The organism is Pseudomonas nitroreducens TX1 (assembly GCF_000313755.1).
GTDB classification, from domain to species: Bacteria; Pseudomonadota; Gammaproteobacteria; order Pseudomonadales; family Pseudomonadaceae; genus Pseudomonas; species Pseudomonas nitroreducens_A.
In genome coordinates this window covers 1-23,955 of the sequence record NZ_AMZB01000077.1, presented here as the reverse complement: position 1 = coordinate 23,955, position 23,955 = coordinate 1, and the positions used below count along the sequence as shown (strand labels likewise).

20 protein-coding genes and 3 pseudogenes are annotated in these 23,955 nt (G+C 63.9%); 8 read left to right on the top strand and 15 right to left on the bottom strand.

Annotation, left to right across the window (positions count from 1 at the left end; genetic code table 11):
- The first annotated feature begins 92 nt into the window (after positions 1-92).
- A complete protein-coding gene (locus C167_RS33575) occupies positions 93-404 on the top strand; it encodes a DUF2845 domain-containing protein (RefSeq protein WP_081596642.1) in 312 nt (103 codons plus the stop codon).
- A gap of 40 nt (positions 405-444) precedes the next feature.
- Here C167_RS33575 and C167_RS0103860 read toward each other — a convergent pair whose 3' ends face one another.
- A complete protein-coding gene (locus tag C167_RS0103860) occupies positions 445-1,554 on the bottom strand; it encodes a hypothetical protein (RefSeq protein ID WP_017516945.1) in 1,110 nt (369 codons plus the stop codon).
- Positions 1,555-2,077: 523 nt separating this feature from the next.
- Between C167_RS0103860 and C167_RS0103855 the strand changes: the two genes are divergently transcribed.
- Complete coding sequence (locus tag C167_RS0103855) at positions 2,078-2,377, top strand: hypothetical protein (RefSeq protein ID WP_017516944.1); 300 nt, start codon at positions 2,078-2,080, stop codon at positions 2,375-2,377.
- A 42-nt stretch (positions 2,378-2,419) separates the two neighbouring features.
- Here C167_RS0103855 and C167_RS0103850 read toward each other — a convergent pair whose 3' ends face one another.
- The 12 genes and pseudogenes from C167_RS0103850 to C167_RS35425 form a co-directional block, all read right to left on the bottom strand.
- Positions 2,420-3,667, bottom strand: a complete 1,248-nt coding sequence (locus C167_RS0103850; protein ID WP_017516943.1) for a dipeptidase — start codon at positions 3,665-3,667, stop codon at positions 2,420-2,422.
- Between the two features lies 1 nt (position 3,668).
- Positions 3,669-5,903, bottom strand: coding sequence for a TonB-dependent receptor (locus tag C167_RS0103845; protein ID WP_017516942.1), 2,235 nt, complete (start codon positions 5,901-5,903; stop codon positions 3,669-3,671).
- Positions 5,904-6,065: 162 nt separating this feature from the next.
- Positions 6,066-7,121, bottom strand: coding sequence for an ABC transporter substrate-binding protein (locus C167_RS0103840; RefSeq protein WP_017516941.1), 1,056 nt, complete (start codon positions 7,119-7,121; stop codon positions 6,066-6,068).
- 31 nt (positions 7,122-7,152) lie between these two features.
- Complete coding sequence (metC, locus tag C167_RS0103835; protein WP_017516940.1) at positions 7,153-8,376, bottom strand: cystathionine beta-lyase; 1,224 nt, start codon at positions 8,374-8,376, stop codon at positions 7,153-7,155.
- A 1-nt stretch (position 8,377) separates the two neighbouring features.
- A complete protein-coding gene (locus C167_RS0103830; RefSeq protein ID WP_017516939.1) occupies positions 8,378-9,109 on the bottom strand; it encodes an amino acid ABC transporter ATP-binding protein in 732 nt (243 codons plus the stop codon).
- On the bottom strand, positions 9,106-9,891 hold the full coding sequence (locus tag C167_RS0103825) for an amino acid ABC transporter permease (protein WP_017516938.1): 786 nt from the start codon (positions 9,889-9,891) through the stop codon (positions 9,106-9,108). The genes C167_RS0103830 and C167_RS0103825 overlap by 4 nt, the downstream gene beginning before the upstream one ends.
- The gene (locus C167_RS0103820) at positions 9,888-10,613 is read right to left on the bottom strand and encodes an amino acid ABC transporter permease (protein WP_017516937.1); all 726 of its coding nucleotides are present in this window, start codon (positions 10,611-10,613) and stop codon (positions 9,888-9,890) included. Before C167_RS0103820 ends, C167_RS0103825 begins: the two co-directional genes overlap by 4 nt.
- On the bottom strand, positions 10,610-11,473 hold the full coding sequence (locus C167_RS33200) for a transporter substrate-binding domain-containing protein (protein WP_017516936.1): 864 nt from the start codon (positions 11,471-11,473) through the stop codon (positions 10,610-10,612). Before C167_RS33200 ends, C167_RS0103820 begins: the two co-directional genes overlap by 4 nt.
- On the bottom strand, positions 11,470-12,138 hold the full coding sequence (locus C167_RS32170; protein ID WP_017516935.1) for a class II aldolase/adducin family protein: 669 nt from the start codon (positions 12,136-12,138) through the stop codon (positions 11,470-11,472). The genes C167_RS33200 and C167_RS32170 overlap by 4 nt, the downstream gene beginning before the upstream one ends.
- A 27-nt stretch (positions 12,139-12,165) precedes the next feature.
- The gene (locus tag C167_RS0103805; RefSeq protein ID WP_419146524.1) at positions 12,166-14,046 is read right to left on the bottom strand and encodes a TonB-dependent receptor domain-containing protein; all 1,881 of its coding nucleotides are present in this window, start codon (positions 14,044-14,046) and stop codon (positions 12,166-12,168) included.
- Positions 14,037-14,124 (bottom strand): annotated as a pseudogene (locus C167_RS35430) (TonB-dependent receptor plug domain-containing protein); the annotation flags it as partial. The gene C167_RS0103805 and the pseudogene C167_RS35430, both read right to left, overlap by 10 nt.
- A pseudogene (locus C167_RS35425) lies at positions 14,116-14,850 on the bottom strand (TonB-dependent receptor plug domain-containing protein); the annotation flags it as partial. The pseudogenes C167_RS35430 and C167_RS35425, both read right to left, overlap by 9 nt.
- A 383-nt stretch (positions 14,851-15,233) precedes the next feature.
- Here C167_RS35425 and C167_RS32165 point away from each other — a divergent pair.
- The 6 genes from C167_RS32165 to C167_RS0103775 all read left to right on the top strand — a co-directional run bounded on the left by C167_RS32165 (position 15,234) and on the right by C167_RS0103775 (position 21,437).
- Positions 15,234-16,253 carry a ScbA/BarX family gamma-butyrolactone biosynthesis protein gene (locus C167_RS32165; protein ID WP_017516933.1) on the top strand — a complete coding sequence of 340 codons (1,020 nt, stop codon included), beginning with the start codon at positions 15,234-15,236 and terminating at the stop codon, positions 16,251-16,253.
- Between the two features lies 1 nt (position 16,254).
- A complete protein-coding gene (locus C167_RS0103795; RefSeq protein ID WP_017516932.1) occupies positions 16,255-16,935 on the top strand; it encodes an HAD family hydrolase in 681 nt (226 codons plus the stop codon).
- A complete protein-coding gene (locus tag C167_RS0103790; protein ID WP_017516931.1) occupies positions 16,932-18,149 on the top strand; it encodes a cytochrome P450 in 1,218 nt (405 codons plus the stop codon). Before C167_RS0103795 ends, C167_RS0103790 begins: the two co-directional genes overlap by 4 nt.
- Positions 18,150-18,166: 17 nt before the next feature.
- The gene (locus C167_RS0103785; RefSeq protein WP_017516930.1) at positions 18,167-19,708 is read left to right on the top strand and encodes an MFS transporter; all 1,542 of its coding nucleotides are present in this window, start codon (positions 18,167-18,169) and stop codon (positions 19,706-19,708) included.
- 266 nt (positions 19,709-19,974) lie between these two features.
- Positions 19,975-20,481: a sigma-70 family RNA polymerase sigma factor gene (locus C167_RS0103780; protein WP_017516929.1), complete on the top strand. Its 507-nt coding sequence runs from the start codon at positions 19,975-19,977 to the stop codon at positions 20,479-20,481.
- The gene (locus tag C167_RS0103775; protein WP_017516928.1) at positions 20,478-21,437 is read left to right on the top strand and encodes a FecR family protein; all 960 of its coding nucleotides are present in this window, start codon (positions 20,478-20,480) and stop codon (positions 21,435-21,437) included. Before C167_RS0103780 ends, C167_RS0103775 begins: the two co-directional genes overlap by 4 nt.
- A gap of 139 nt (positions 21,438-21,576) precedes the next feature.
- Here C167_RS0103775 and C167_RS0103770 read toward each other — a convergent pair whose 3' ends face one another.
- Both C167_RS0103770 and C167_RS32160 read right to left on the bottom strand, forming a co-directional pair.
- Complete coding sequence (locus tag C167_RS0103770; RefSeq protein WP_017516927.1) at positions 21,577-21,933, bottom strand: copper-binding protein; 357 nt, start codon at positions 21,931-21,933, stop codon at positions 21,577-21,579.
- Positions 21,930-23,955, bottom strand: a pseudogene (locus tag C167_RS32160) (efflux RND transporter permease subunit); the annotation flags it as partial. The pseudogene C167_RS32160 and the gene C167_RS0103770, both read right to left, overlap by 4 nt.

The following is a 23,955-nucleotide window of genomic DNA, read 5'->3' as shown; positions in this document are numbered from 1 at the left end:
ATGTTGACGTGTGTAATGACGCTCGGGTGCAAGGGTGTGGTAGTCTTAAGACGGGCCGATTTTCTGGCGGATTATGTCTCAAGGAGTGCGTTATGAGGTTCAGGGAATCTTGCATTGGGTTGTTGTTTGGCTTGCTTGCTTTTGCTGCAACATCTACTCAAGCAGCCACAATGCGTTGTGGAAGTAATTTGATAAGCGAAGGCGAATTGATAGTTGATGTGATTAGGAAGTGTGGTCAGCCAGCGCAGCGTCAGGTTGTGGGTCCTGCTGTCGACGCTAATGGTTACGTAGCAAAAGGCGCTGCAACAATTGAGAATTGGGTTTATGGCCCCAGCAATGGGGCATATCAATACCTGCGCTTTGTCGATGGCAGATTGGTTGAAATCCGCACTCGAATGAATTGATGGAGGGCGCAGGTACTCAGTGAGTACCTGCGAAGGGGCATTAGCCCGCAGTGCCGATGACATCCAGCAGAGTAGCGATGGGGGCGCTTTGAGCGCTTGCGACAATGATCGTCGTGTTCGCCCCAGCATTGCTGACGGTTTGTTGAAGGTTGTTTGCCGTTAATTGCGCGCCGTTGAATGTGGCGCTGAAGAGTTTGCTAGCCCCGGCAATAGAGAGAAGTTGAAGCATGGTGTTGATGTTCACTGCTTGAGCAGTGTTAATACTAATCTTGGTCTTAGTCCCCGCTGCAGTCAGCGCTTGCTGCAGATTATCTGCTGTCAATTGCGCGCCATTGAAGTCTGCGCTGAAGTTCTTATTGTTGCCTGCATTCTGTATGGCTTGAAGGAGGGCCGTGATGTTCGCCGCCTGGGCGGTGTTGATGCTGATGCTCGAGTTGGTTCCTGCCGCGCTGACGGCTTGCTGAAGGTTGTTCGAAGTCAGTTGAGCGCCATTGAAGTCGGCGCTGAATTTCTTGGTATTGCCAGCGATGCTAAGTAACTGTAGCAAGGTTGTGATGTTAATCGCTTGGGCGGTATTTACGCCAATCGAAGTATTTGTGCCGGCGGCGGTAAGAGCTTGCTGCAAGTTTGTGCCAGTGAGCTGGGCTCCGTTGAAATTTGCACTAAATGCCTTGCTGCTGCCCGCAGCATTTATCGCCTCGAGAAGGGCGGTAATATTCGCCGCTTGAGCCGTGTTCACACCGATACTTGTGCCTGATTGCGCGGCGGTTACCGCCTGCTGCAAATTATTTGCGGTGAGTTGGGCACCATTGAAATCCGCGCTGAAATGTTTGGTGGTGCCCGCGGACGATATTATGGAAAGCAGAGTGTTGATGTTTACCGCCTGTGCAGTATTGACGGCGATGTTGGTGTTGCTGCCGGACGCATTTACTGCTTGTTGTAGATTATTTGAGGTCAACTGAGCACCATTGAATGTGGCGCTCAGGTGCTTGGTATTTCCCGCGATGCCGATGGCCTGGAGGAGCGTGGTTATGTTGACGGCCTGAGCTGTGTCGATATTGATGGTTGTGTTGGATCCCGCAGCTGTAATTGCCTGCTGGAGATTGTTTGCGGTAAGGGCTGAACCATCGAAATTAAGTACAAGCTTCATGTTTTGCTAATTCCTTTTTGCAAGTCGAATCGGAGGTGGTCGCTTCATTCAGCGGCGAAAAAGAAACTAGAAGTGATTCTTGGAAACGACAAGGCATTTTTATTGCGATGTCTGCAACAGACTGTTGTGGTAATTAATTGCCGATTTTTTGATATGGATCATTGTGCTTTGAGTGGGGCAATAAGGTCGGGGCCTTCCTCTCGATGGTTAAACGTTTTTCAAACTCGACAAACAGCAGTTCCAAGTGCACAGACCAGGAGTAACCCCGGCCTCCTTACGCCGGCGGGGGCGTCTGTGCAGCGAATCGACTAGACCGGACCGGGTACTCTGGTGCTCCATGGCACAGACACCTACACACAGCGCACGTGTCTGCGCTGTATACAAGGTCTGCTTCGGGCCGATTGCTGCCCCAGGTGAGAGGCGACTACCGACCCATAGCGGCCATTAGCTTCTGCCTGTCTACGAGTTTGTACCTCCTTTCGAAATTCGTTGCGCACAATCGTTTCAATGAGCGGGATCTTCTATGCAGACTGACCAGACCAGGCTACTCGCCCTCGCATTGCTTGAGATCAGGACGCTGCTTGCTGATTATTTGGGCGGCGAAGCAGATGCTCCAATGTGCGTTCGTGTTGCGGCACATATGGCCTATGCCCTCCACAACGAGGCGGAGGCTGCATACAGAAACGCCGACTATCAGCTCGACCACGCGATCCGGAAAATCGCAGCGATCAATGAACTACTTGGCGTTTCGGATGGCGCCGCGTTGCTGAGTAGATTTGAAATCGAGGCGACACTCATTCCACGTGGCTCTCCACCTGGTTGACCGCTCCTGGCTTTCAGCCATCTCCGTGCCCCCGTACGATCACTAACCGCCTGCACAATTTTCTACTGCTGCTGGATTTGCGGCCCTTTGCGCCTGGTCGAGGACGCGAAGCAGATTGCCGCCCCATATGTTGGCGAGATCCTGTTCTGAGTAGCCCGCGTCCACAAGCCGCTGGGTAATCCTTGGCAATTGACTGACGTCCTCGAGGCCTGTGACACCGCCGCCACCATCCCAGTCGGCGCCTATGCCGACGTGCTCCGGTCCGACCACCTGGAGGATGTGCAGCAGGTGCTTCATGAACACCTCGAAATCCGCGCGCGGATGCTGGTACTTGCGATCCACCTCGCGGATGTCGGCGTAAAGTTGCTGGACTTGCTCAGGGCTCAGGGCAGCCATGTTGCGATAGCGCGCGTAGAACTGCAGGCGGGCACGTTCACGCTCCGGTTCTGCCTTCAGTGGGATGAGGTAGTCGCTGTAGGTGTTTACCTGAACGACCCCACCCTTGGCCGCCAGGCGGCGAAGCCTTTCATCATCGAGGTTGCGCGGATGGCGATTGACCGCGCGACTGCTGGAGTGGGAGGCGATCAGCGGGGCGGGGGACAGCTCCAGCAACTGGTCGAACACAGCGTCAGAGGCGTGCGAGACATCCAGCAGCAAGCCAAGCTGTGCGGCCCGCTGAGCCAGCTCTCGCCCCCTGGGACTGAGGCCACGCCACTCGGGCAGGGCGGTTGCCGAGTCGGCCAGGTCGTTATTGGCGAAATGCACTAGCCCGAGCATTCGCAATCCTCCCCGATAGTAGGTGCATAGCAGCGCGGGGTCCGAGCTGAGCGGGTCGGCGTTCTCCATGCTGATGAAAACCACGCGCCTGCCCTGGGCGGCGATCGCGCGGGCTTGCGCGGAGGTCCTGGCCAGTCCGAATTCAGCGGGATGCCGCTCGACCAGATCATGAATCCGGGTAAGCGTTGCCAGGCCGTAGGCACTCGCTTGGGCGCGCCCCTCATCGGTCCTTGCGCCCTGAGGGGTGTAGATCGCCCAGAAGCCGCCATCGAGTCCGCCTTCCTGCATGCGGGGCAGGTCGACCTGGCTGCCGTCGCCGAGCGTGCTGTGGCGTTGCAGGACGTTCCAGCCGGGTCGGGAGAGCTGGATGGGGGTGTCCAGGTGGCTGTCCAGCACCAGAAGTCGCTGGTGCAAGGCGAGCGTCTGCGCCGAGACCTCCTCCTGCGCCTGGGCACCAGGCGCGGAACCGTTGAGCAGCAGAGCGACAACGATCAGACGAAGGAAATTCTGCATGTCAGAACTCCGCGCTGAGGGTGGTCTGGAAACTGCGGGGCGGCCCTGGCCGGAACAGCGCCGGACCGTCAGGACTGGTGAGGATGAATCCGAGGTAGTTCTTGTCGAAAAGGTTGTCGACGTTGAAACGCAGCTTGACGCTCTTCAACGGCCCGCCCGCCCACTGTTTCCCGCCGAAATCGAGATAGGCGCTGTACAGCGTGTAGCCGCCGATCGACTCGGTGTTGGTGAAGTTGCTGTACCGCGAGTCGATGTAGCGCGCGGTGAGATTGCCCACCGCCCACGGCGAGAACTCGTAGGTCGCGCCGGCCTGAGCAAGCCAGCGCGGGCTGTCGGGGAGGGAGTTGCCGCTGAGCTTCAGGCCGCCGGCGTCATCCTTGAAGTGGGCGACGTTGTAGGTGACGTTGCCGTTGATGACCAGCCCCTGGCCGGGAATCGGTGGCTTCCATTGGCCGCTGAGCTCGCTGCCGTATGCCACGGCCCGCCCGACGTTCTGGTAGTAGGTCTCCGCCTGGCTGCTGCCGGGAACTGGAGCCGCGAAGGCCTGCAGGCGATTGTCGAACTCCGTCCTGTAGAGCGCCAGCGAGGCGTTCAGGGTCGGTCGATTGAAGCGATACCCGACTTCGTAGTTCTTCGACCGCTCGGCTTCCGGTGCCGGGACATTCGGGCTGGCAGCTCGGTAGACGTCGTCGGCGCCCCTGGGCAGGGCCATGTTCTCCGAGTAGGAGGCGAATAGCTGGGAACGTCCATCCAGGTCGTAGACCAGTCCCGCCTGTGGCAGGAAGTCGTCATTCCACGAGGTCGACAGACGTGGCTGGCGACCGGCAATGTAATCGCCGGCGTTGCGATAGCCCGCCATTTCGTAGTCCAGGTCCAGGCGCTTGAAGCCGTACTGCAGGCGAAGGCGATCATCGATCAGCGACCAAGTGTCCTGCAGGTCGAGCTGCAGGGAATCACGGGTGGAGGTGAAGTCGCCCTGCAGGTGGACGGGTTGGTCCAGCAGCGGCTGCCCGGCGGGGCTGCCGTCCGTGAGGTTGTAGCGCGCCTGCAGGCGGTTGAACACGTCCTTCTCGACCCAGGCGCCAGCCTCCAGGAAGTGATCGCCAAGCTGCCACTGCAGCGCCTGGGAAAGTCCGTAGCGGTGGCCGCTGATTTTCGACAATCCATACTGCACACCAAGCGGCGCGTACAACCCCGGTACGCTGCCGGCCTCCGCGTTGTGCAGTTTGGCGGAGGTCGCGTAGGCTTCTGGCGATACCCCGTATCCGCGCTTTCCCTCGTAGTAGAGGCTGGTAACGCTGCGCAGGTCCGGCGTCAGGGCGAAACTCCCGCGTAGGGTGGTCAGGTTGTCGCGTCGCTGATTGATCGCCTGCTTGTAGTACTGGTTGTAAGCGGTGTTGCTGTAGGGGACGCCGGGAGTTGTCTGTGGCAAGGGCGGCAGGTAGTCGATATAGGCAAAGTCCCGCCCGGAGCGGCCGAAGGGGTCCGCGGCCGAGCCCTGGTACTGGGCCAGGGCGACATAGGGCGAATCGTAGTCATAGAAGTCGTTGTAGATGCTGCGCAGGCTGAGCTCGTGACCTTCGCCAAAACGATATCGGACCTTGGTTTCGACATGCTCGCGATCGATGGTCCCGGGCCCCCGCCAAAGGTCGCCATCGATCTTGGAGCGCGAGACGTACGCCGACAATCCCTCGTGTTCTCCGCTTTCGAGCTTCACGAAGCTACGCCGCAGGGCATCGCTGCCGAGGCTGTAGGAGGTGCTGATGCCGGCCTCGGTCGCGGGCATCAGGGTTTGATAGTCGACGTAGGGGCCCAGCGATGCGTAGCCTGGCTGGGACACGTCGCCGGCGCCGGTGGAGGCCGTCACTCGCTCGGTGTTCTCGTTGTCCACGTAGCGATAGATGGGGCTGCCGCCGAACTGGTCGCTGCGCCCCAGCGGCACTCCGTCGATGGAGAAGCCGATCTGCTGGAAGTTGAACGCGCGGACGAACACCGAATTGCCGAACTCGTAGAGCCCCAGGGGATCGTTCACCTGCACGTTGAAGCCGGCCAGCGACTCGAGCATCTTCAGGCCGGATGTCCCCGCGGGGGCAGAAAGCAAGGCCTGGTGGGAAATGGACTGCGTACTGGTGATGTGGTCGACGCCAGTAGCCAGGCTCGCTTCGGTCACGCGAGCTCCGACCACCTCGACCTTTTCCAACCGGGCATCGCCATCCTCGGCATGCGCCGCAGCCAAGGGTAATCCGCAGAGAAGCACACCCCTGAGCAGGGAGCAGGGGGCTGGTAACTTCCGTTTAATCGCCTGAGCTTTCATTGATCGGCCTTAGCTTTCCTTGGGCAGTAAGAAGCCGTCCGGCTCAGCGAGGCTGGCCGGATGCGGCGAGGTTTTTCTCTGGGGTCAGGGTTGGGAGATATGCTCGCCGAGCTCGCGCGCGGCCTCTGCGAGGAACCTGCCGTCGGCCCATTCGCTGACGCTGAAATCGTTCTGCAGGTAGCCGCGTTGGCGCAGGAAATCCTTCTTCAATTCCAGTGCGGCGAGGTTGCGCGCGCTCAGCTGAGGCACCAGGTCCTGACCTGCCAGCCACTGGCGCGCCAGCGCGGCGCTGCCCAGCACACTGAAGCGTGGGAAGAGCTCGGCAGCCGCCTGAGGGTTGGCATTGATCCAGCGCCCTGCGCGAATGGCGGCCTTGAGAAAGGCCACGACGATCCGCGGGTGCTCCTCGGCGAAGCGCCGGTTGACGACAGTGACGTGCGGACCGTTGATGTTCTTCAAGGTCCAGTCCGGGTAACGGTCGAGATCTTCAATGGCGGTGAATCGGCCCTCACGGGTCAACCCGGCCGCCTGCCAGGGCTGCACCACCAGGGCATCGACGGTACCGTCAGCGAGCGCGCGTGCGGCCTGTTCGCCGTTGTGGTGCTCCCGCAGCTGTGCCCAGAGGCCGGCCGGGCGTTCGGCGGGGCGAAGATGCGTAGGGTCATCCTGCTCGAAGCGGACGACTTCCACCTGGCCGCGCTCGAGCCCGGCTAGCTCCAGGCTGTACTGCAAGGTCTGTTCGGCCACTGCGTTGGCCACGTCGATGCGTTCGGGGTTCGTACTGGCGGCCACGCCGATGCGTCTGCCGGCCAACTGCGCCACTCGGCGCAGGCCGGCCCCGGCGCGCACCAGGATCTGGCCAGGACGCTGGCTGGCGGTCGTCGCCACCAGCAGGGTGTCGGCCAGGTCCGCTCGGGCCCACAGCGGAGGCACCGCGCCGCCGTCGCGAATCAGGTTGTCGTGATGATGGCGGAAGTGACCCAGCCAGCCCTGATTTTCCGGGAGCGAACGCAGATACCGCGGGCGAGCGCCGACGCGCTGCAATTCTTCGTCGAGCCAGCCGAACTCGACCGCCACATTCGAGGCGATCGGCAGGGGGCAGAGGCTGTAGAGGGTTTCGATGATGGGCGATTGACTCATGGACAACTCCTGTGAAGGCAAAAGGAAAGCGTCAGGCCGGTTGTCCGTCTGTTGCGTTGGGGTTCGAGGTGGCTTCATGCGGGTGAAGAAGGGGCAGCGCCTGTTCCAGGTCGGCCAGCAGATCATCCAGGTCTTCGAGGCCGACATGGAGGCGCAACAGGTGCTCCGTGGCTGCGCTGCTGCGCGGGGATTGCTGGCGGATCAGGCTCTCGTAGCCGCCCCAGCTGGCGCCCTGGGCGAACAGCTGCAGGCGGGCCAGGAAGGCATCCACGCGGTCCTGCGGCTGGGCGGCGAGCACGACACCGAAGAGGCCGGAGGCACCGCGAAAGTCGCGCTTCCAGAACTCATGGCCGGGATGCCCCGGCAGCGCCGGGTGAAGCACCCGCTGCACTTCGAGACGATTGACCAGCCAGCGTGCCACGGCGAGCGCCGAGCGCTCGTGCTGGCGCAGACGCACTCCCAGGGTGCGCAGGCCGCGCAGGCCCAGGAAGGCGTCGTCGGCGCTGGCGATGTAACCCATTTCGCGCACCAGGTTGCGTACCGGTACGAACCAGTCGCGAGTGGTCACTATCACCCCGAGCATGGCGTCGGAATGCCCCACCAGGTACTTGGTGGCGGCGTGGATGGAAATGTCCACGCCATGCTCGAAAGGTCGGAAGAACAGCGGCGTGGCCCAGGTATTGTCCAGCAGCACGGCCAGCCCATGGGCGTGGGCGATGCCCGCCAGCCCCGGCACGTCCTGCACCTCGAAGGTATTGGAGCCGGGTGCTTCCAGATAGAGGGCTCGGGTGGTCGAGCCGATGAGCCCAGCGATTTCCGCGCCGATCATGGGATCGAAGTAGGTCACCGAAATGCCGTAGCGCGGCAGCAGGCTGTCGAAGACCTGCCGTGCATGCCAATAACAGTTGGCGGTCACCAGCACGTGCTCGCCGCTGCGCGCAACCGCCAGTACCGCGCCGACGATGGCTGCGAGCCCCGATGGCATGATCAGCCCGCGAAAGCCACCTTCCAGCTCCGCGACCGCGTCCTCGAACGCCGCGGTGGTGGGGTTGCCATTGCGACCGTAGAGGTGGCCGCGATAGTCCGGCTCCTGACCGTGACGCCGGTAATCCTCGAGCACCTCGGGAGAGTCCCAGAGGAAGGTCGAGGCACGGTACACCGGTGTATTCACCGTGCCTTCGTGGCTGGCCGGATCGCGGCCCAAATGGGTGAGCAGGGTGGCGGGCCGCCAGTCCTGGCGCTGAGGTCCGGACATGTCAGAGCACCCGCTCGAGAAAGCGTTGGGTTCGCGGATCGCTGGGGCTGTGGAGCAGGTGTTCCGGTGGACCCTGCTCGACGATCCGGCCGCCGTCGGTGAAATAGATCGTGTCGGCTATCTGCCGGGCGAAACGCATCTCGTGGGTGACGATCAGACAGGTCATGCCGCTGTCCGCCACGGAACGGATGGTCGCCTGGACCTCGCCGACGGTTTCCGGATCCAGTGCCGCCGTCACCTCGTCGAACAGCATGACCTGCGGGCGCATCGCCAGGCTTCGGGCGATGGCCACGCGCTGCTGTTGGCCGCCGGAGAGTTGCGCCGGATAGGCGTGCTCCTTGCCGTGCAGGTTGACCTGGGCGAGCAGGTCGCGGGCCCGCGCCTGAGCGCTTGCCGGTGCCTCTCCATGGACGCGAATCGGCGCCAGCGTGATGTTCTGCAGCACGCTCAGGTGCGGGAACAGGTTGTAGCTCTGGAACACCATGCCCACGTGGCGTCGCAGCTGACGCGGATCGGCGCCGCGACCCACTGCGAGGCCACAGACATCGATGCTGCCGGAGTCGAACGAGGCAAGACCGTTGAGGGTTCGCAGCAGGGTCGACTTGCCCGAGCCGGACGGGCCGATGAGGCAGGCGATCTCAGCGCGACGCACCTGGAAGGAGATGCCCTGCAGCACCCAGTGGTCGGCATAGCGTTTGTGGAGATCGCGGACAGTGATCCGGACATCGTTCATCGTGGTTGGCTCCAGCGCCGCTCCAGGCGGCGCGCATAGCGGGAAAGGGGATACACGCAGATGAAAAAGGCCAGGAAGGCATAGAGGTATGCCGGCAGCAGCAGGTCCGGTCGGGTCTGGCTGTTGAGCAGCATCTGCAGGCGGGTGAGCAGCTCCTCCACGCCCAGCAGGTTGGCCAGCGAGGTAGCCATCAGCAGGGTGCAGAACAGGTTCATGGCTGGCGCGAGAAGGCCACGCACAGCCTGCGGCAGGATCACCCAGCGCAGCCGCTGGAACCGGCTCAGCGACAGCGCGGCGGCGGCGTCCCACTGGTTGGCGGGGATGGCCAGCAGGGCGCCGCGAACGAACTCAGCGACGTAACCGCAGGCCGGCAATGCGAGGCCGGCGCTGGCCTTGAGCCAATCGGGCAGTTGCAGCCAGCGACCTGCGACGTGCAGCTCATAGGGCAGCAGGTAGGCGGCGTAGAACATCACCACCAGCCAGGGCAGGCTGCGTAACCCGCGCACGATCACCGCCGCCAGCCGACCGCCGATACCGGGCGCCAGCTGCAGTATGCCCAGCACGCATCCGACCAGGCTGGCCAGCAGCATGGCGACCACGCCCATGAGCAGGTTCATCGCGGCGCCGCCAAGCAGCAGCGGAGTCCATTGCACGAGCAGCTGTAGCGGATCGCGGTAGTGCCAGATGAGCAAGCAAGTGCCCAGGGTCAACGGCAGCGCAATGGTGAGGCGACCCCAAGGGACTCGGGAGGCGGGGCGAGAGGTGGCAAGCAGTGCCTTCATGCGCCCACCTCGCCTGGTATCCGCAGGCGGTGTTCGAACCAGCGCTGGAGTGCGGTCACGCCCAGCACCAGCAGCAGGTAGCTGATCAGCAGCACGGGCATCATCTGCGCGATGTTGCCGTTATCGGCCCAGATGCGATTGGAGGCGTAGAGAAGCTCCGGTACGGCAATCGCATAGGCCACCGCGGTAGCCTTGACGACCTGAACCGTTACGTTTCCCAGCTCAGGCAACGCCAGGCGCAGCGCCTGCGGCAGGAGCACGTGACGACGTACATCGCGCTCACTCAGGCCCAGCGCTCTTGCGGCCTCCAGGGTGGTTGCGGGAACCGAGATCAGTGCGCTGCGCAGTGCCTCCACCTGGTAGGCACCGTAATGCAGCCCGATGGCGATGATCGCCCAGCCCGTGCGGCCCAGCAGCGGCTGTCCGCCGGCGTCCTGAGGCAGGAGGGATCCCACCCCGAAATAGAGCAGGAACAGCTGCACCAGCAGCGGCGAGTTGCGCATCGTTTCGACATAGGCATCGACCAGCAGGCGCACAGGTCGTCCGCGCGAGCTATGCAGGAGGGCGCCAGCCAGGCCGAGGAACAAGGCGAGGAGGGCACTGCCAGCGGCCAGAATCAAGGTGTGTGCGAAGCCCAGCAGGTAGCGATGGCGATCCAGCGGATCGTCCAGGACGTGCAGCCACTCGGGGTTTTCCAACCAGAAGCTGAGGCTTTCGATCATGGCTCGCTCCGCACGCTGGCCGTGGCGAAGCGCTGGTGCTGCTCGGCCAGCCAAGGGTTGGCGGGCAGCCCATAGCGGTGCTCGAGGTCGATCAGGTAACCGGAGACGTGCCAGTCGCGGACGATGGCGCCGACACTGTCCCGAAGCTGCGGTTGGTCCTTGCGAAGGGCGATACCCCAGGGGGCCGGGTCCTGCCCGGGTAGCTTCACTTCGAAGTCCTGCCATTGCGGCTCGCCTGCCAGCGCGCGGAACAGCACGTCATCACCCAGGGCGCCCACGCAGCGGCCGTCGAGAAGTGCCTTGCGCATCTCCGGCAAGCCACTGAACGAAATGAACTCGATGCCGTAGCGCGCCTCGTAGGGGCGTACCCAGACACTGGTCAGCGGTGCGCACAGGGTCTTTCCTCGCAGGGCTTCCCAGCTGTCGATGGATGTGTGCTTCGCAGCGAAGACAGTGGCTGCGGAGCTGTAGTAGCCGGGGGCCGCGAAGTCCACTTCGCGTCGTCGCGCCGGGGTGTCCAGCAGTGAAGTCACCAGCAACTCGCAGCGTCCCTGGTTGAGGAACAGCAGGCGATTGAGTGGCGTGACCTGCACCAGCTCCAGCTTCAACGGCTGCCCGGTCCGGGTACTGAGGCGGTGCTGCAGGTCGACGATCAGGTCGTAGATCAGGCCGCTGGCCTGGCCGTGGCTGTCGTAGCGTTTGAACGGAGGGAATTCGTCGGCGGTGCAGACGTTGAGCGTGCCGCGCTCGATGGCCCGCTCCAGCAGCGGCTCGCCCGATACCTGGCCGGCCAGCAGGGCAAGACTGCCGGCCAATGCAGTGGGCAGCAGGCAGGACGCGACCCGCGACTGCGTTTTCATTGGTTGTTCCAACCCTGGCGAACCTGCTTTGCCGCGCCAGCGGGGAAGGTGCGCGCTCCCCCCAGCTGCTCGGCGAGGAAGCTCAGGTACGCGGATTCTTCCAGGTTGACCAGCAGACGCGTGGCGGCCAGTACGCCACCCTCCGTCCAGGCGAACGGACCGTGGTTGGCCAGCAGTACGGCGGGTGTCCAGGGGTGCTCGCGCAGCGCGGCGACCACGGGTTCGCTGGCATAGCGCGGGCCCCATTCGGCGACGGGGATCGCCTGGTCTTCATCGATGCCGAACAGCAGGGCGTTGGTGTGGGCCGGCAGCGGGCGGCGGGCGATGGCGAATGCCGAGAGGAATGGCGAGTGGGTATGGATGACTGCCGTGGCGCGCGGTCGTTCGCGGTAGATGGCCACATGCAGGGCCGCCACTTCGCGCAGGTTATCGCTGGGGGTTCCCTGGCCGTTGCTCAGGTCAAAGTCCAGCGCCAGCGCGGAGCCTGGCTGATCACCGTTGAAGGCGGCGATCAGCAGGCGCTCCTGGCCGGGCAGGCGCAGGCTCAGGTTGCCGGCGGCGCCGGGACGCAGTGCCTGGCTGTCGAGGAGCAGGCGCAGCGATGTCGCGACGTCCTGTTCGAACTGCTGGAAGAGGGCGATCGGGTCGATGGGAGTAGTGCTCATTGGGGGCTCCTTGGCTGGCGGGTGCGATCAGAAGGCGTAATCGGCTTTCACGTAGTAGAAGGCGCCTTCGGCGCCGGCGGGGGCGATGTTCGGGTACATCACGACCCCGCCGGCGGAACGGTTGCTGGTCAGTAACTTGTCGGGGTAGGAATCGAAGATGTTGTTGCCGCCGACGCTGAGCTTGAGCGCCGAGGTGAGGTTGTAGGCCAGGCTGGCATTGGCCACCCATTGGGCGCCGAAAGTCTGGTCGTATTGCTCGCCGTTGTTGGAGTTCAGGGTGTACTTGCCGTAGCGGATGGCGCTGGTCTCCAGCTGCCATGCACCCTGGCGGTAATCCAGCGCAAGTACGAGCTTGCTCTCCGGGCTGGCGCTCTCGACGTAGCTGAGCGCCTCGCGGTTGATCAGCACCACGCCGGTTCCGCTCAGTTCAGCGGGGTTTGCCTTGACGTGGGTGACCTGGGTCTTGCTCCAGTTCAGTCCTCCGTTGAAGGTCAGGGTGGCGGCGTTGGGCAGGTCGAAGCGGTAGTTGCCGTTGAGATCAAGACCATGGGTCTTGGTGTCCAGCGCATTGGTGAAGAAGCTGACTCCGGTGTAGGAGCCGTAGCCTGCGGCGTTCAGGATGCTGCGGACCTGCGGGCCGCTGAGGGTCTCCGACAGTGCGATGCGGTCCTTGATGCGAATGGCGTAGGCATCGAGCGTCAGCGAAGCGTTATCCACCGGCCGCAGGACCAGGCCCAGCGACAGGTTGGTGGACTTCTCGGGCTTGAGATCGGTCGCCCCCAGGGCGCGGGTGACTGGGCGGTCCACGCTGATGGTGCCGACCTGGTAGGCAATCGGATCACCCGGGTGGAAGTCGGTGGTGGTCGCCGAGGTACCGATCTGCCCCAGAGTCGGAGCCCGGAACCCGCTGCTGAGCGTGCCGCGCACGGCGACGCGGGGAGTGAAGTCGAAGCGTGCGGAGAACTTGCCCGTGGTGGTGGTGCCGAAATCGTCGTAGTGCTCGGTGCGCCCGGCGACGCCCAGTTGCAGCTGGTCCGTAAGCTGTTGCTCCAGGCCCAGATAACCCCCGAATACATGGCGGGCGTAGCGGCCCTCGTCGCTGTCCTGAATCCCCGGGAACCCCTGAGCGCCGGCGGCCTTGGCATTGGCACCGCCGTGTTGCCAGGAGGCCGGCTCGCCGGCGATGACTTCGTACTCTTCCTTGCGCCACGTCAGGCCGCTGGAAAACACCAGCGGCTGCTCGGCGTAGCCGACGCTGAAGTTCTTCACGTGGTCGAGCGAAACGTTGGTCTGCTCGTTGACCAGGGTGCCGGCGTCGAAGTCGTGCGGGCTTGCGGTGCCGAAGCTGGCGTTGAGGCTGTCCCCGACGTTGTACTGAATACGGTTCTGTCCGTAGGTAGCGCTGAGGTCGAAATTGCCCAGCGTGTCGTCATCGAACTTCAGCCCTGCGGTGGCGGCACCATCGCGTGAGCGAACATCCAGCAGCGGCAGGAATCCATCGGGGTAGACGGCGGGCAGGTTGTTGGCGTCCACCGGACGGCGGAACAACGCCTGGGAGTGGGTGGTACGGTCCTGGTAAGTGGCGAAACCGTAAGCCTCGACCTGATCGTTGAGCGAGAAGCCGGAGTTGGCGCCGATCTTGAAGTCACCCAGCCCCGGCGATCCGTAGCGCCAGTCCCGGTCGGCGCTGGCCTCGCGCGGATCGCCGGCGGGGTAGAACCGACGGCTGTCGCTACCGCCGACGGAGGTGCGTTCCTGCCGGGAGCCCTCGGCGTTGAGCGTGAGAAAACCGTCGCCCGGCAGGCTGAAACCCTTCAGGCCGCTGACGCTTCGGGTGAAGCCATCACCCTTGCTGTACTGGCCGACACTGCCCTGCAGGTCGCCGCCGTGGTCGTCCTGGCGCAACACGATGTTGATCACCCCGGCGATGGCGTCCGAGCCGTACTGCGCCGAGGCTCCATCGCGCAGAACTTCGATTCGCTCGATGGAGCTCACCTGGATGGTCGACAGGTCCACCGATTGTGAGCCGCGGCCCAGGGTCGCCTTGGTGTTCACGAAGGCCGAGGCATGGCGTCGCTTGCCGTTGACCAGTACCAGGACCTGGTCGGCAGCGAGCCCGCGCAGGGTGGCCGGGCGTTGTGAAGAGACGCCGTCAGTGCCGTTGATCTGCGGAAAATTGACCGAAGGCACCAGGGTTTCCAGGACCTTCGCGAGGTTGGTGCTACCGACCGCCTGGATTTGTTGGGCAGTGAGAATGTCCACCGGGGCTGGTGCGTCCAGCGCCGCCAGGTCGGTGCGACGGCTGCCGATGACGGTGACGGTCTTGAGCTGCGGCGCAACCACGGCCGGAACGCTCGCTTGCGGTACATCCCGACGATGCACCAGGACCGCACCACCGCCGATGCGCGAGAAGCCCAGGCCGCTGCCCTGGAGCGCAGCATTGAGTGCCTGGTCGCGGCTCAAGGCGCCGCGAATGGCTGGACTGTTGTAACCCTGTACCAGGGCTTGGTCGAAGGAGATCGGCTGCCCGGTCAGCCGTGAAATATCCAGCAGTGTGTCGGCCAGCGGTCCCGCCTCGAGGTTGAACTGCGTGACGCGTTCCTGTGCGGCGGGTGTTCCCTCCTGCGCCCATGCGCCGCCTGCCACCAGCGCACTGGCGAAGGCCACCGTGCATGCGCCAATTCCCCTCCGGATGATCCCCTTGTCCAGCATTCAAATCGCTCCATGGCCTGCAGATGAGTCGGCCGAGCGGTCTGTGCTTGCGCCGCGTCGTGCCGTTTTGGGTTTCTGCTGGCGTTGAGTGATTTGGCGGGGGGATTTTCAGTCGGTCGTTAGACCGTTTTTGCTGCCTCTCCAAACTTTTCGGGAAATGACCGGCTGCCCCTTCCTTATTAGCGGCGAGGGCTCTGGCACAGGACCTGCGGAAAAATCCGGGCGGATTTCGCATCGCCATAAGCGGCAAAGCAAACGATCTAAGACAGGACTGAAAAATTGCGCTGGCAGTTGCTCACTGGGATGAGAACGGCATGAAGCCGCGTTGTTGTGAAGTGCAATTTTTGAAAGTGCCTGCAACCGTCTATGAAGGAGATCCCGACATGTCCGATGTCTCTCATTACGAGAACACCGTACCGCGCAGCATGGTGCATCGCGCCGCAGTCAGCGAAGTGTTCCTGACCGGTGCCACACGTTTCGACGATGTGAGCTTCCAGTGCGCCGCGCAGCTTCCGCGCACCCATAGCTATTTCAGCGAGCACTCTCACGGTGGCGAGCACTACGACATGCTGTTGTTGCTCGAAGTATTCCGTCAGGCCTCGATCTATATCTCCCACGCCTTCCTCGGCGTAAGTCCGCAGGACAAGTTCCTCTATGTCGACAGCGATACCCGCCTGGTTCGTCGCGATCTGCTGCGGATCGGCAGCAGGCCCGCCTCGGCGCTGATCGACGTGCAGGTGGTCGACCACTACTGGCGCGACACCGTGCTGTCAGGTGTGACCTTGGACATGCAACTGCTGATCGATGGCCAGGTCGCCGCGCGCCACGAGCGCATGAGCATCCGCTGGATGCCTTCGGCCAGCTGGGACAAGTTGCGCGCCCGGGGCCTGGCAAGCGTTCCCGCCGATGCGGACCCACGGGTACAGCGCCCCGAACCGCTGGCCCCGCGGCGGGTAGGGCGGCACTGGCTGACCAACGTGGTGCTGGGGCGCGACCTGGACGAACAGGAGGACGGATTCTCCGCGAGCCTGATCGTCGACCGCGACAACCCGGCGATCTTCGACCACCCGCTGGATCACATCCCCGGCATGCTGCTGCTCGAAGGCTTCCGCCAGGTAGCGCTGGTCGCGGCACGTCGTTATCGCTCCATCGAGGCCGATGCGTTGCTGCTGTCGCAGTGCAAGGTTGCCTTCACCCGCTTTGGCGAGTTCGGCCTGGAGACCCGCTACCGGGTGCGCTCGGCCGACCTCCGGCTACAGGAGGACGGGCAGACCCTGTCGCTGCCGGTGGAGGTGGTGCAGGGCGGACAGGTGATCGCTCGTGCGGAGGTTCACCTGGTGCCGATCGCCTCGGCGCTCCCCCAGGAAGTCAGCGCCGTGCCGCTGCGCGAAGAGGTGGCCTGAGATGAGCGCACCCAAGTTCGTCTGGTTCGATTTCGGCGGCGTGCTCTCGCCGCCGATTCCGGAACTCTTCACCCAGTACCAACGCAAGACTGGCATCGCACCGGCGGCCCTGCAGCAAGCCATGCAGGATGTCGCCGACGATCTGGGACTGCCGATGCTGGCGCCCATCGAGAACGCCGTGCTGAGCGAGGTCGAGTGGGGCGCGCGATTGGCCGAGGCGCTGCGCCGCAACGACCCTTCCCTGGACCTCTCCCGGGCACGCCTGGAGCAGTTCGGCCAGCAGTGGTTCAGTGGTGTCGAGCCCAATCCCGCGATGCGTGAGGCGGCGTTGCAACTCAAGGCGGCGGGTTACCGGGTCGGCATCCTCACCAACAATGTGGTCGAGTGGGAACCTTACTGGCGTGAGTTGGTGGGGCTCGACACGGTGGTCGACCTGGTCGTCGATTCTTCCCACGAGCGCTGCCGCAAACCGGACGCCCGTTTCTTCGACATCGCTGCCCGGCGCGCAGGACTCGCTCCCGCGCAGAACCTGCTGATCGACGACGTCGCCGAGAATATCGAAGCGGCCGCCGCGCTCGGCTGGCAGACACTGCACTTCCGCGGCAACCCCGGTGCGCTCAGTGCTCTTGAGGCCTTGACGGGCATACCTTTGCGCGCGCCGCAGGAGGCACTTGCATCATGACCATAGCCCTTCACACACGTCCCCCCGTGCTGGTGTCGCAGATTCCCAATCTCGACGCGGCTGCACAGTACCGTGTTGCCGAACCCGCTGCGGGTCTGCCGCGAATCGTCCTGCCCAGCGGGCACTTGGCCTATCACCTGACGCGCTACGAGCACGTCCAGCAGATCCTCACCGACGCACGAGCGATTCGCAGCCCGTGCAACGCCGAGGACGGCGCCAGCTTCCTGCCAACCATCACGCCCCCGGAAATGCTCCTCAACAATGACGCGCCCTTCCACAGCCGCCTGCGCAAGGTGATCGCCAAGGACTTCAGCCCGGCTGGCGTGGCCGAGTTGGGCGAGCTCGTGGTGAGCGTCACCCATCAGCGCTTGGACGAGCTGGCGCGGGCGGGCGAGGGGGCCGACCTGTTCGGGCTGGTGCTGGATGAAATACCCGCGACGGTGGACTGCCGCCTTCTGGGTATCGATCTGGCTGACCGCGCCTATTACCGGCCCCTCAGTCACACCATGCAGATCGCCTCCGACGAGGACGTTCCGGAACTGCTGCGGCAGTTCTGGGAGGTCTATGGCTACCTCACGGACCTGGTCACCGGCGTGCGGCCATCCCTGCCCGGCGGCCTGATCCAGCGTCTGGTCGCGGGGCGCGGGGACAGCGAGCCGCCGCTCAATGACAAGGAGCTCGTGGGAATCCTCATTGGCGTACTGGTGGGCGGAGACCAGAACATCCTCACCGTCCTGACCAAGGTGCTCTATACGCTGCTCGCCGCGCCCGGCCTGTGGCAGTCGCTGGTCGACAACCCGGCGCTGATTCCCTCGGCGGTGGAAGAGCTGCTCCGGCTGATTCCGCTGGGCACCATTTCGACCTTCCCGCGTTTGGCCAGCGAGCACATCGACGGGCCGTGGGGCGTGATCCCCGCCGGCAGCGCCATCTATGCCGATGCCTTCGCTGCCAACCGCGATCCCGAGGCTTTCGCCGACCCGCTGGTGATCCGCCTGGATCGCCGGGGACCGCGCCACCTGCAGTTCGGTTATGGCATGCACAACTGCATGGGTGCAGCGCTGGCTCGCCTGGAGATCACCACCGTCCTTCAGGTGCTGGTCGAGCGGCTGCCGCGTCTGCGCCTGGCGGTGCCCGCCCAGGAGCTGCCGTGGGTCCACGGCATCATCCTGCGACGTCCGCAGCACCTGCCGGTGCGCTGGTCCGCCACTCACTGACCTCGACGGGAGCGAACATGAGCAAAGCACTGATCGACAAGGCCCTACTGGGCGTAATTCTGCTGGCGATTTTCGTCGTCCCCAGTTCGATATCCGGCACGGCGCTGGCGCTGCCGGCGATCGGCAGCGATCTGTCAGCGCCGCTGACCGGCCTTCAATGGGTGGTCAACGCCTTCAACCTCGCCTTCGCCTGCTTCACCCTGACCTGGGGAGCGCTGGCTGACCGTCTGGGGCGCCGCCGTTGCTTCGTCATCGGCGTCGGCCTGTACGTTTTGGCATCGCTGTTCTCGGCGCTGGCGTTCCAGGCCTGGGTACTGGACCTCGCTCGGGCGCTGGCGGGAATCGGGGCGGCAGCGATCTTCTCCTGCGGTATCGCGATTCTCTCCACTTACTTCGAGGGCCCGGCGCGGCTGCGTGCCTTTGCCCTGTTCGGCACGGTGGCGGGGTTAGGCGTGAGCCTGGGGCCGACCATTTCCGGTCTGCTGCTGGACAGCGTCGGCTGGAGAGCCATTTTCGCTGCGCATACCGTGACGCTGGGCCTGGTGCTGCTGGGCAGTCCGTTGATACCCAAGGATGTCGCTCGCCCCGGCGGTCAGCGGTTTGACGTGCTCGGCGCCGGCCTGTTCATCCTGGCGCTGCTGGCATTGATGAGCGCTATCGTCCAGGGCTCGCAGTGGGGCTGGCAAAGCCAGGGCATCGGCTTGCTGGTGCTGGCGGCTGCGGTCCTGCTTGGCCTGTTCACCTGGCAGGAGAGGCGACATGTGCAGCCGATGCTTGATCTCTCGCTGCTGGCCAATGCCCCCTTCGTCGGTCTCGCCCTGGTGACGGTTGCTGCATCCTTCGGTTTCGTCACCCTGCTGACGTACCTGCCCAGCTACCTGTCCGGAGTGTTGCGCCTGTCGCCCACCCACGCGGGCCTGGCCATGCTGCTGCTCACCGCGCCGATGCTGGTTTGTCCGATCCTGGCGGGCAAGTGGGTCGGCCGAGGCGCCTCAGCGGTGGGGATCCTCAAGGCAAGCCTGCTGGCGCTCCTGGCCGGGTTGGTCTCTCTGGCCCTGCTCAGTCAGCCGGGTGCGCTGCTCGCCCATCTGGCGGTGCCGCTGTTGCTGGTCGGGATCGGCATGGGGCTGTCCGCGGGGCTGGTCGACGGCTTAGCGCTGAAGACAGTCCCGGAGCCGCAGGCCGGCATGGCGGCGGGCCTGCTCAATACCTTCCGACTGGGCAGCGAGGCGGTGGCGGTGGCGCTCTACGGCTCGCTGCTGGCGACCTTCCTCGGCCAGCAACTGGGGCCTCGTATCGCCCCGCTGGTTGAAGGGCCCGGCAGCCTGAAGGGTTGGTTGGATGCCACCGCGGCGGGAAACCTCGATGGGCCTGCCGGAGCACCCGAGGGACTGCTGCAGAGTCTGCAACCCTTGTTGCTGGCGGGCTACGACCAGGCTTTCCATGACGTGCTCTGGGTGCTGGCTGGCATCGTGCTGGCCCTGAGCCTTGCGGTGGTATGGCTGGTCCGTCCGCTACGCGCGCAGGAACGTCAGGCGACGCTGGCCGGCGCGATCTGACGGCTGCTACAGAGCCGACAACATGCGCAACGGGCTCCTTCCGAGGAGCCTGCTGGCGTGTGTCCGCGTGTCGCATTTCATATAACGAAATTGCTGCAGCTTGAAATTTTTTATTTCTTCTTTGAGGCGATTGGATCATGCAGATTGATAGCCAACCGGTTCCTCGCAGGTCCCGGGTGCGTCGCCACGGCGCACGCCTCTTTCAACGACAGGCCCACTACCGCACCACACGTTGGCGTGAGCAGTCCCCAAAGGCCTCGATTCATATGGACCATGAAGCCCTCAAGCAGAAAGTATTCGGCCAGCTGTTTCAGCAGAACTACGCCTGGCTCTGTGCTCGCCTGTCTTATCGCACCGGCTGCGCCCACAGCGCTCAGGACATCGCCTCGGAAACCTTCCTGCGGGTCTGGTCGCACACCGACCCCAGCGCCATCCGCGAACCCCGTGCCCTGCTCACGACCATCGCCCAGCGTCTGATGTACGAAGGCTGGCGCCGGCGCGAGCTGGAAAAAGCCTACCTGCAGGTGTTGGCCACGACCCCGGAGGAAACCCATCCCTCGCCGCAGGAACAGTGGATCCTGGTGGAAAGCCTCCTCGCCATCGATCGCATGCTCGATGGCCTGTCGCGCCAGGCCAAGTCGGTATTCGTCTACAGCCAGATCGACGGCCTGACCTACAGCCAGATCGGTGAACGCCTGGGACTCTCGCTCGGGCGCGTGCACCAACTGATGGCCGAGGCGTTGCGTTGCTGCTACCAGGAGTTGGCCGGATGAGCCGCAAGCCCCTTGCCGATCCACTGGTGGAAGAAGCGATTCAATGGATGGTGCGCCTGCAATCGGGAGAAACCACGGAGCAGGAACGTCGAGCGCTGGAGCACTGGCTGAGTACTTCGCCACGGCATGAGGCGGCGTTTCAGAAAATTTCCCAGGGGCTCTCTCCGCTGCGTGAATCGCCATGGCGCTCGCGCTCCGGGGATCAGTTGCTCAGCGCCATGCGGGCGCCGTCAGGGCGTCGCCAGTTCCTGCGCGCCAGCCTGGCGCTTGCCGGGCTGGCACTCGCGGCAGGCGCGATTCTACGTGTGGAACGCGCAGGGCTGGCGCTGCCCGGCGATCTCTACACCGGCACCGGCGAGCGGCGCTCCTGGAACCTGGAGGACGGCAGCCGCATCGATCTGAACGCGCGCAGCGTGGTTGCCACCTGTTTCGAAGAGCATCAGCGCGGCGTGCGGTTGCGTCAGGGCGAACTGTTGCTGCGGGTCGCGCCGGACCGTCGGGGAGCTTTTCGATTGGCCACCGGCAACGGGCAGGTGCTGGTCCATCGAGGCAGCCTGATGCTGCGCAAGGAAGCGCAAGGGACGCGCCTGGTCACCCTCGACACTCCTGCGCAGTTAACTCTGGGGAATGCCGGTACCCATGATCTTCAGGCGCACCGCAGCGTACTCTTCAATGAGAACGGCTTGTTGGCCAATGATGCGATGCAGCCATCGGAGAGTGCCTGGGTGGATGGATGGCTGGCGGCGCATGATCGCCCGCTGGCGTGGGTCGTCGAGGCAATCAAGCCCTATCGCCGCGGAATAGTCAGCTTAGATGCTGCCATTGCGGGCGTTCGCGTCAGCGGGCTATACCCGCTGGATAACAGTGACCTGACTCTGGAGATGCTCGAGCGCAGCCTTCCGGTGCGAGTAGTAAGGCGCAGCGAATACTGGGTCAGGATTGAAGCTCGGGGATAATTGGCGGGTCTGTGCTAACAAGCCCGTCTCTCTAGGCTGACAAGGTCTTGACTCAGAGGCAGCTACCGACCCAAAGCGGACTTTTGCTCCTCAGGACAGCCCAGTCGACATACCCGACCAACTGGGCCTCCATTCAGAATTACTTCTTCCGGATATTCACTATCTTCGACGCCCCTCCTTCATAGAGGAATTCGAAGGCCACCTTGTCGCCGACCTGCAGATTGTCCAGTTGGCCCGGATCGGTCTTGAAAGCCATGGTCATGGGCGGCCATTGCAGAGCCGCCACCGGGCCGTGGGCGAGAGTGACAGTGTGGCGTTCATTGTCGATGGCCTTGATGGTGCCTTCAGCACTGGCGGTGGGGGTGGCCTTCGAGCTTTCTGCGTTCATCCCGTCCATGTTCATGCCATCCATCTTCATGCCGGGCATGTCCTCAGCGGCGGCGACAAAGGACAGTGCGAGCAGGACGGTGCCGGCGGCGATCAGTGGTTTTTTCATGCGATTTCTCCGGGTTGGGATTGGATAGCCACGCGGGGCTGACGACGGCGCATCAGCCAGTAGGCGGCGGGGATGACGAACAGTGAAAGGAGCGGCGCGGTGATCATGCCGCCGACCATCGGCACGGCGATGCGGCTCATCACTTCGCTGCCAGTGCCGCTGCTCCAAAGAATCGGCAGCAGGCCGGCGACGATCACGGCTACGGTCATGGCCTTGGGGCGAACGCGCTGCACTGCGCCTTCGCGGATAGCGGCGAGCAACGCGTCTGGACCGCTGTTATCCGAGCGTTCAGACCAGGCGTTCTTCAGGTAGACCAGCATGATCACCCCGAACTCCGCCGCGACCCCGGCCAGGGCGATGAAGCCAACCCCCGTGGCCACCGACAGGTTGAAGCCCATCAGGTAGAGCAGCCACACGCCGCCGGTGAGGGCGAAGGGCTAGGTCGCCATGACCAGCACGGCTTCGTCGAAGCGCCTGAAGGTCAGGTAGAGCAGTACGAAGATGATCGCCAGCGTCGCCGGCACCACCAGCTTGAGCCGGGCGTTGGCGCGCTCCAGGTATTCGAACTGACCGGAGTAGCTCAGGCTCATGCCCGGCGCGAGCTTCACCTCGTGCTCTACCGCTTGGCGGAGGTCTGCCACCACCGACGCCAGGTCGCGACCGCGTACGTCGACGTAGACCCAGCCGGAAAGGCGAGCGTTCTCGCTCTTGAGCATCGGCGGACCTTCGCTGATACGCACCCGCGCCACGCTACCCAAGGTGATTTGGGCACCCAGGGCGGTGTAGATCGGCAACTGCTGCAGCGCATCGACCGAGCCGCGCCACTCGCGCGGATAGCGCACGTTGATCGGGTAGCGGGCGAGCCCCTCCACTGTCTCGCCAACGTTCTCCCCGCCGATGGCGCCGCTGACGATGGCCTGCACATCGGCGATGTTCATGCCGTAGCGGGCCGCCGCCTGGCGGTCGATATCGACGTCAATGTAGCGCCCGCCGGTGAGACGTTCGGCCAGCGCCGAACTCACACCCGGAATCCCCTTGGCCACCCGTTCCACCGCCTGGGTGGCGCGGTCGATCTCGGCCAGGTCAGTGCCAGCAACCTTCACCCCGACGGGACTCTTGATGCCGGTGGCGAGCATGTCGATGCGGTTGCGGATCGGCGGAATCCAGATATTGGTCAGGCCCGGCACCTTCACCGCGCGGTCAAGCTCCTCCACCAGTTTTTCGCTGGTCATGCCCGGCCGCCACTCTTCCTTCGGCTTGAAGCGGATGGTGGTCTCGAACATCTCCAGCGGCGCCGGGTCGGTGGCTGATTCGGCGCGGCCTGCCTTGCCAAATACGCTGGCAACTTCCGGCACGCTTTTGATCAGCCTGTCGGTACTCTGCAACAGTTCCGAGGCCTTCTGCGCAGACAGGCCGGGCAGCGCAGAGGGCATGTACAACAGATCGCCCTCGTCCAGCGGCGGCAGGAACTCCCCGCCCAGGTGGGAGAGCGGCCACAGCCCGGTGAGAAAGATCACCAGCGCTGCTGCCAGCGTCGTGCGCGGCCGGCGCAGCACCGCCTCAAGGGCAGGCTGGTAAATGCGGATCAGCCAGCGATTGAGCGGATTGCGTTGTTCCGAGGGCAGGCGTCCGCGAATCCAGTAACCCATCAGTACAGGTACCAGGGTCACGGAAAGCCCAGCGGCGCCCGCCATGGCGTAGGTCTTGGTGAACGCCAGCGGGCCGAACAAGCGGCCTTCCTGCGCCTGCAGGGTGAATACCGGAATGAATGACAGCGTGATGATCAGCAGGCTGAAGAACAGCGCCGGCCCGACCTCGACGGCGGCCTCGGTCATCACCCGCCAGTGCTGTTCGCCCACCAGCGGGGTACCAGGATGGTGCTCGTGCCAAGCTTCGATGCGTTTGTGTGCGTTCTCGATCATCACCACTGCCGCGTCGACCATCGCGCCAATGGCGATGGCGATCCCGCCCAGGGACATGATGTTGGCATTGATCCCCTGGTGGCGCATGACGATCAGCGCG

Coding starts and splice junctions, on each gene's coding strand:
- C167_RS0103785 (WP_017516930.1), top strand. CDS start 18,167: ATGAGCAAAGCACTGATCGACAAGGCCCTACTGGGCGTAATTCTGCTG.
- C167_RS0103850 (WP_017516943.1), bottom strand. CDS start 3,667: ATGCAGAATTTCCTTCGTCTGATCGTTGTCGCTCTGCTGCTCAACGGT.
- C167_RS0103820 (WP_017516937.1), bottom strand. CDS start 10,613: ATGATCGAAAGCCTCAGCTTCTGGTTGGAAAACCCCGAGTGGCTGCAC.
- C167_RS32165 (WP_017516933.1), top strand. CDS start 15,234: ATGTCCGATGTCTCTCATTACGAGAACACCGTACCGCGCAGCATGGTG.
- C167_RS33200 (WP_017516936.1), bottom strand. CDS start 11,473: ATGAAAACGCAGTCGCGGGTCGCGTCCTGCCTGCTGCCCACTGCATTG.
- C167_RS0103795 (WP_017516932.1), top strand. CDS start 16,255: ATGAGCGCACCCAAGTTCGTCTGGTTCGATTTCGGCGGCGTGCTCTCG.
- C167_RS32170 (WP_017516935.1), bottom strand. CDS start 12,138: ATGAGCACTACTCCCATCGACCCGATCGCCCTCTTCCAGCAGTTCGAA.
- C167_RS0103770 (WP_017516927.1), bottom strand. CDS start 21,933: ATGAAAAAACCACTGATCGCCGCCGGCACCGTCCTGCTCGCACTGTCC.
- C167_RS0103790 (WP_017516931.1), top strand. CDS start 16,932: ATGACCATAGCCCTTCACACACGTCCCCCCGTGCTGGTGTCGCAGATT.
- C167_RS0103840 (WP_017516941.1), bottom strand. CDS start 7,121: ATGAGTCAATCGCCCATCATCGAAACCCTCTACAGCCTCTGCCCCCTG.
- C167_RS0103775 (WP_017516928.1), top strand. CDS start 20,478: ATGAGCCGCAAGCCCCTTGCCGATCCACTGGTGGAAGAAGCGATTCAA.
- C167_RS0103855 (WP_017516944.1), top strand. CDS start 2,078: ATGCAGACTGACCAGACCAGGCTACTCGCCCTCGCATTGCTTGAGATC.
- metC (WP_017516940.1), bottom strand. CDS start 8,376: ATGTCCGGACCTCAGCGCCAGGACTGGCGGCCCGCCACCCTGCTCACC.
- C167_RS0103780 (WP_017516929.1), top strand. CDS start 19,975: ATGGACCATGAAGCCCTCAAGCAGAAAGTATTCGGCCAGCTGTTTCAG.
- C167_RS33575 (WP_081596642.1), top strand. CDS start 93: ATGAGGTTCAGGGAATCTTGCATTGGGTTGTTGTTTGGCTTGCTTGCT.
- C167_RS0103830 (WP_017516939.1), bottom strand. CDS start 9,109: ATGAACGATGTCCGGATCACTGTCCGCGATCTCCACAAACGCTATGCC.
- C167_RS0103825 (WP_017516938.1), bottom strand. CDS start 9,891: ATGAAGGCACTGCTTGCCACCTCTCGCCCCGCCTCCCGAGTCCCTTGG.
- C167_RS0103860 (WP_017516945.1), bottom strand. CDS start 1,554: ATGAAGCTTGTACTTAATTTCGATGGTTCAGCCCTTACCGCAAACAAT.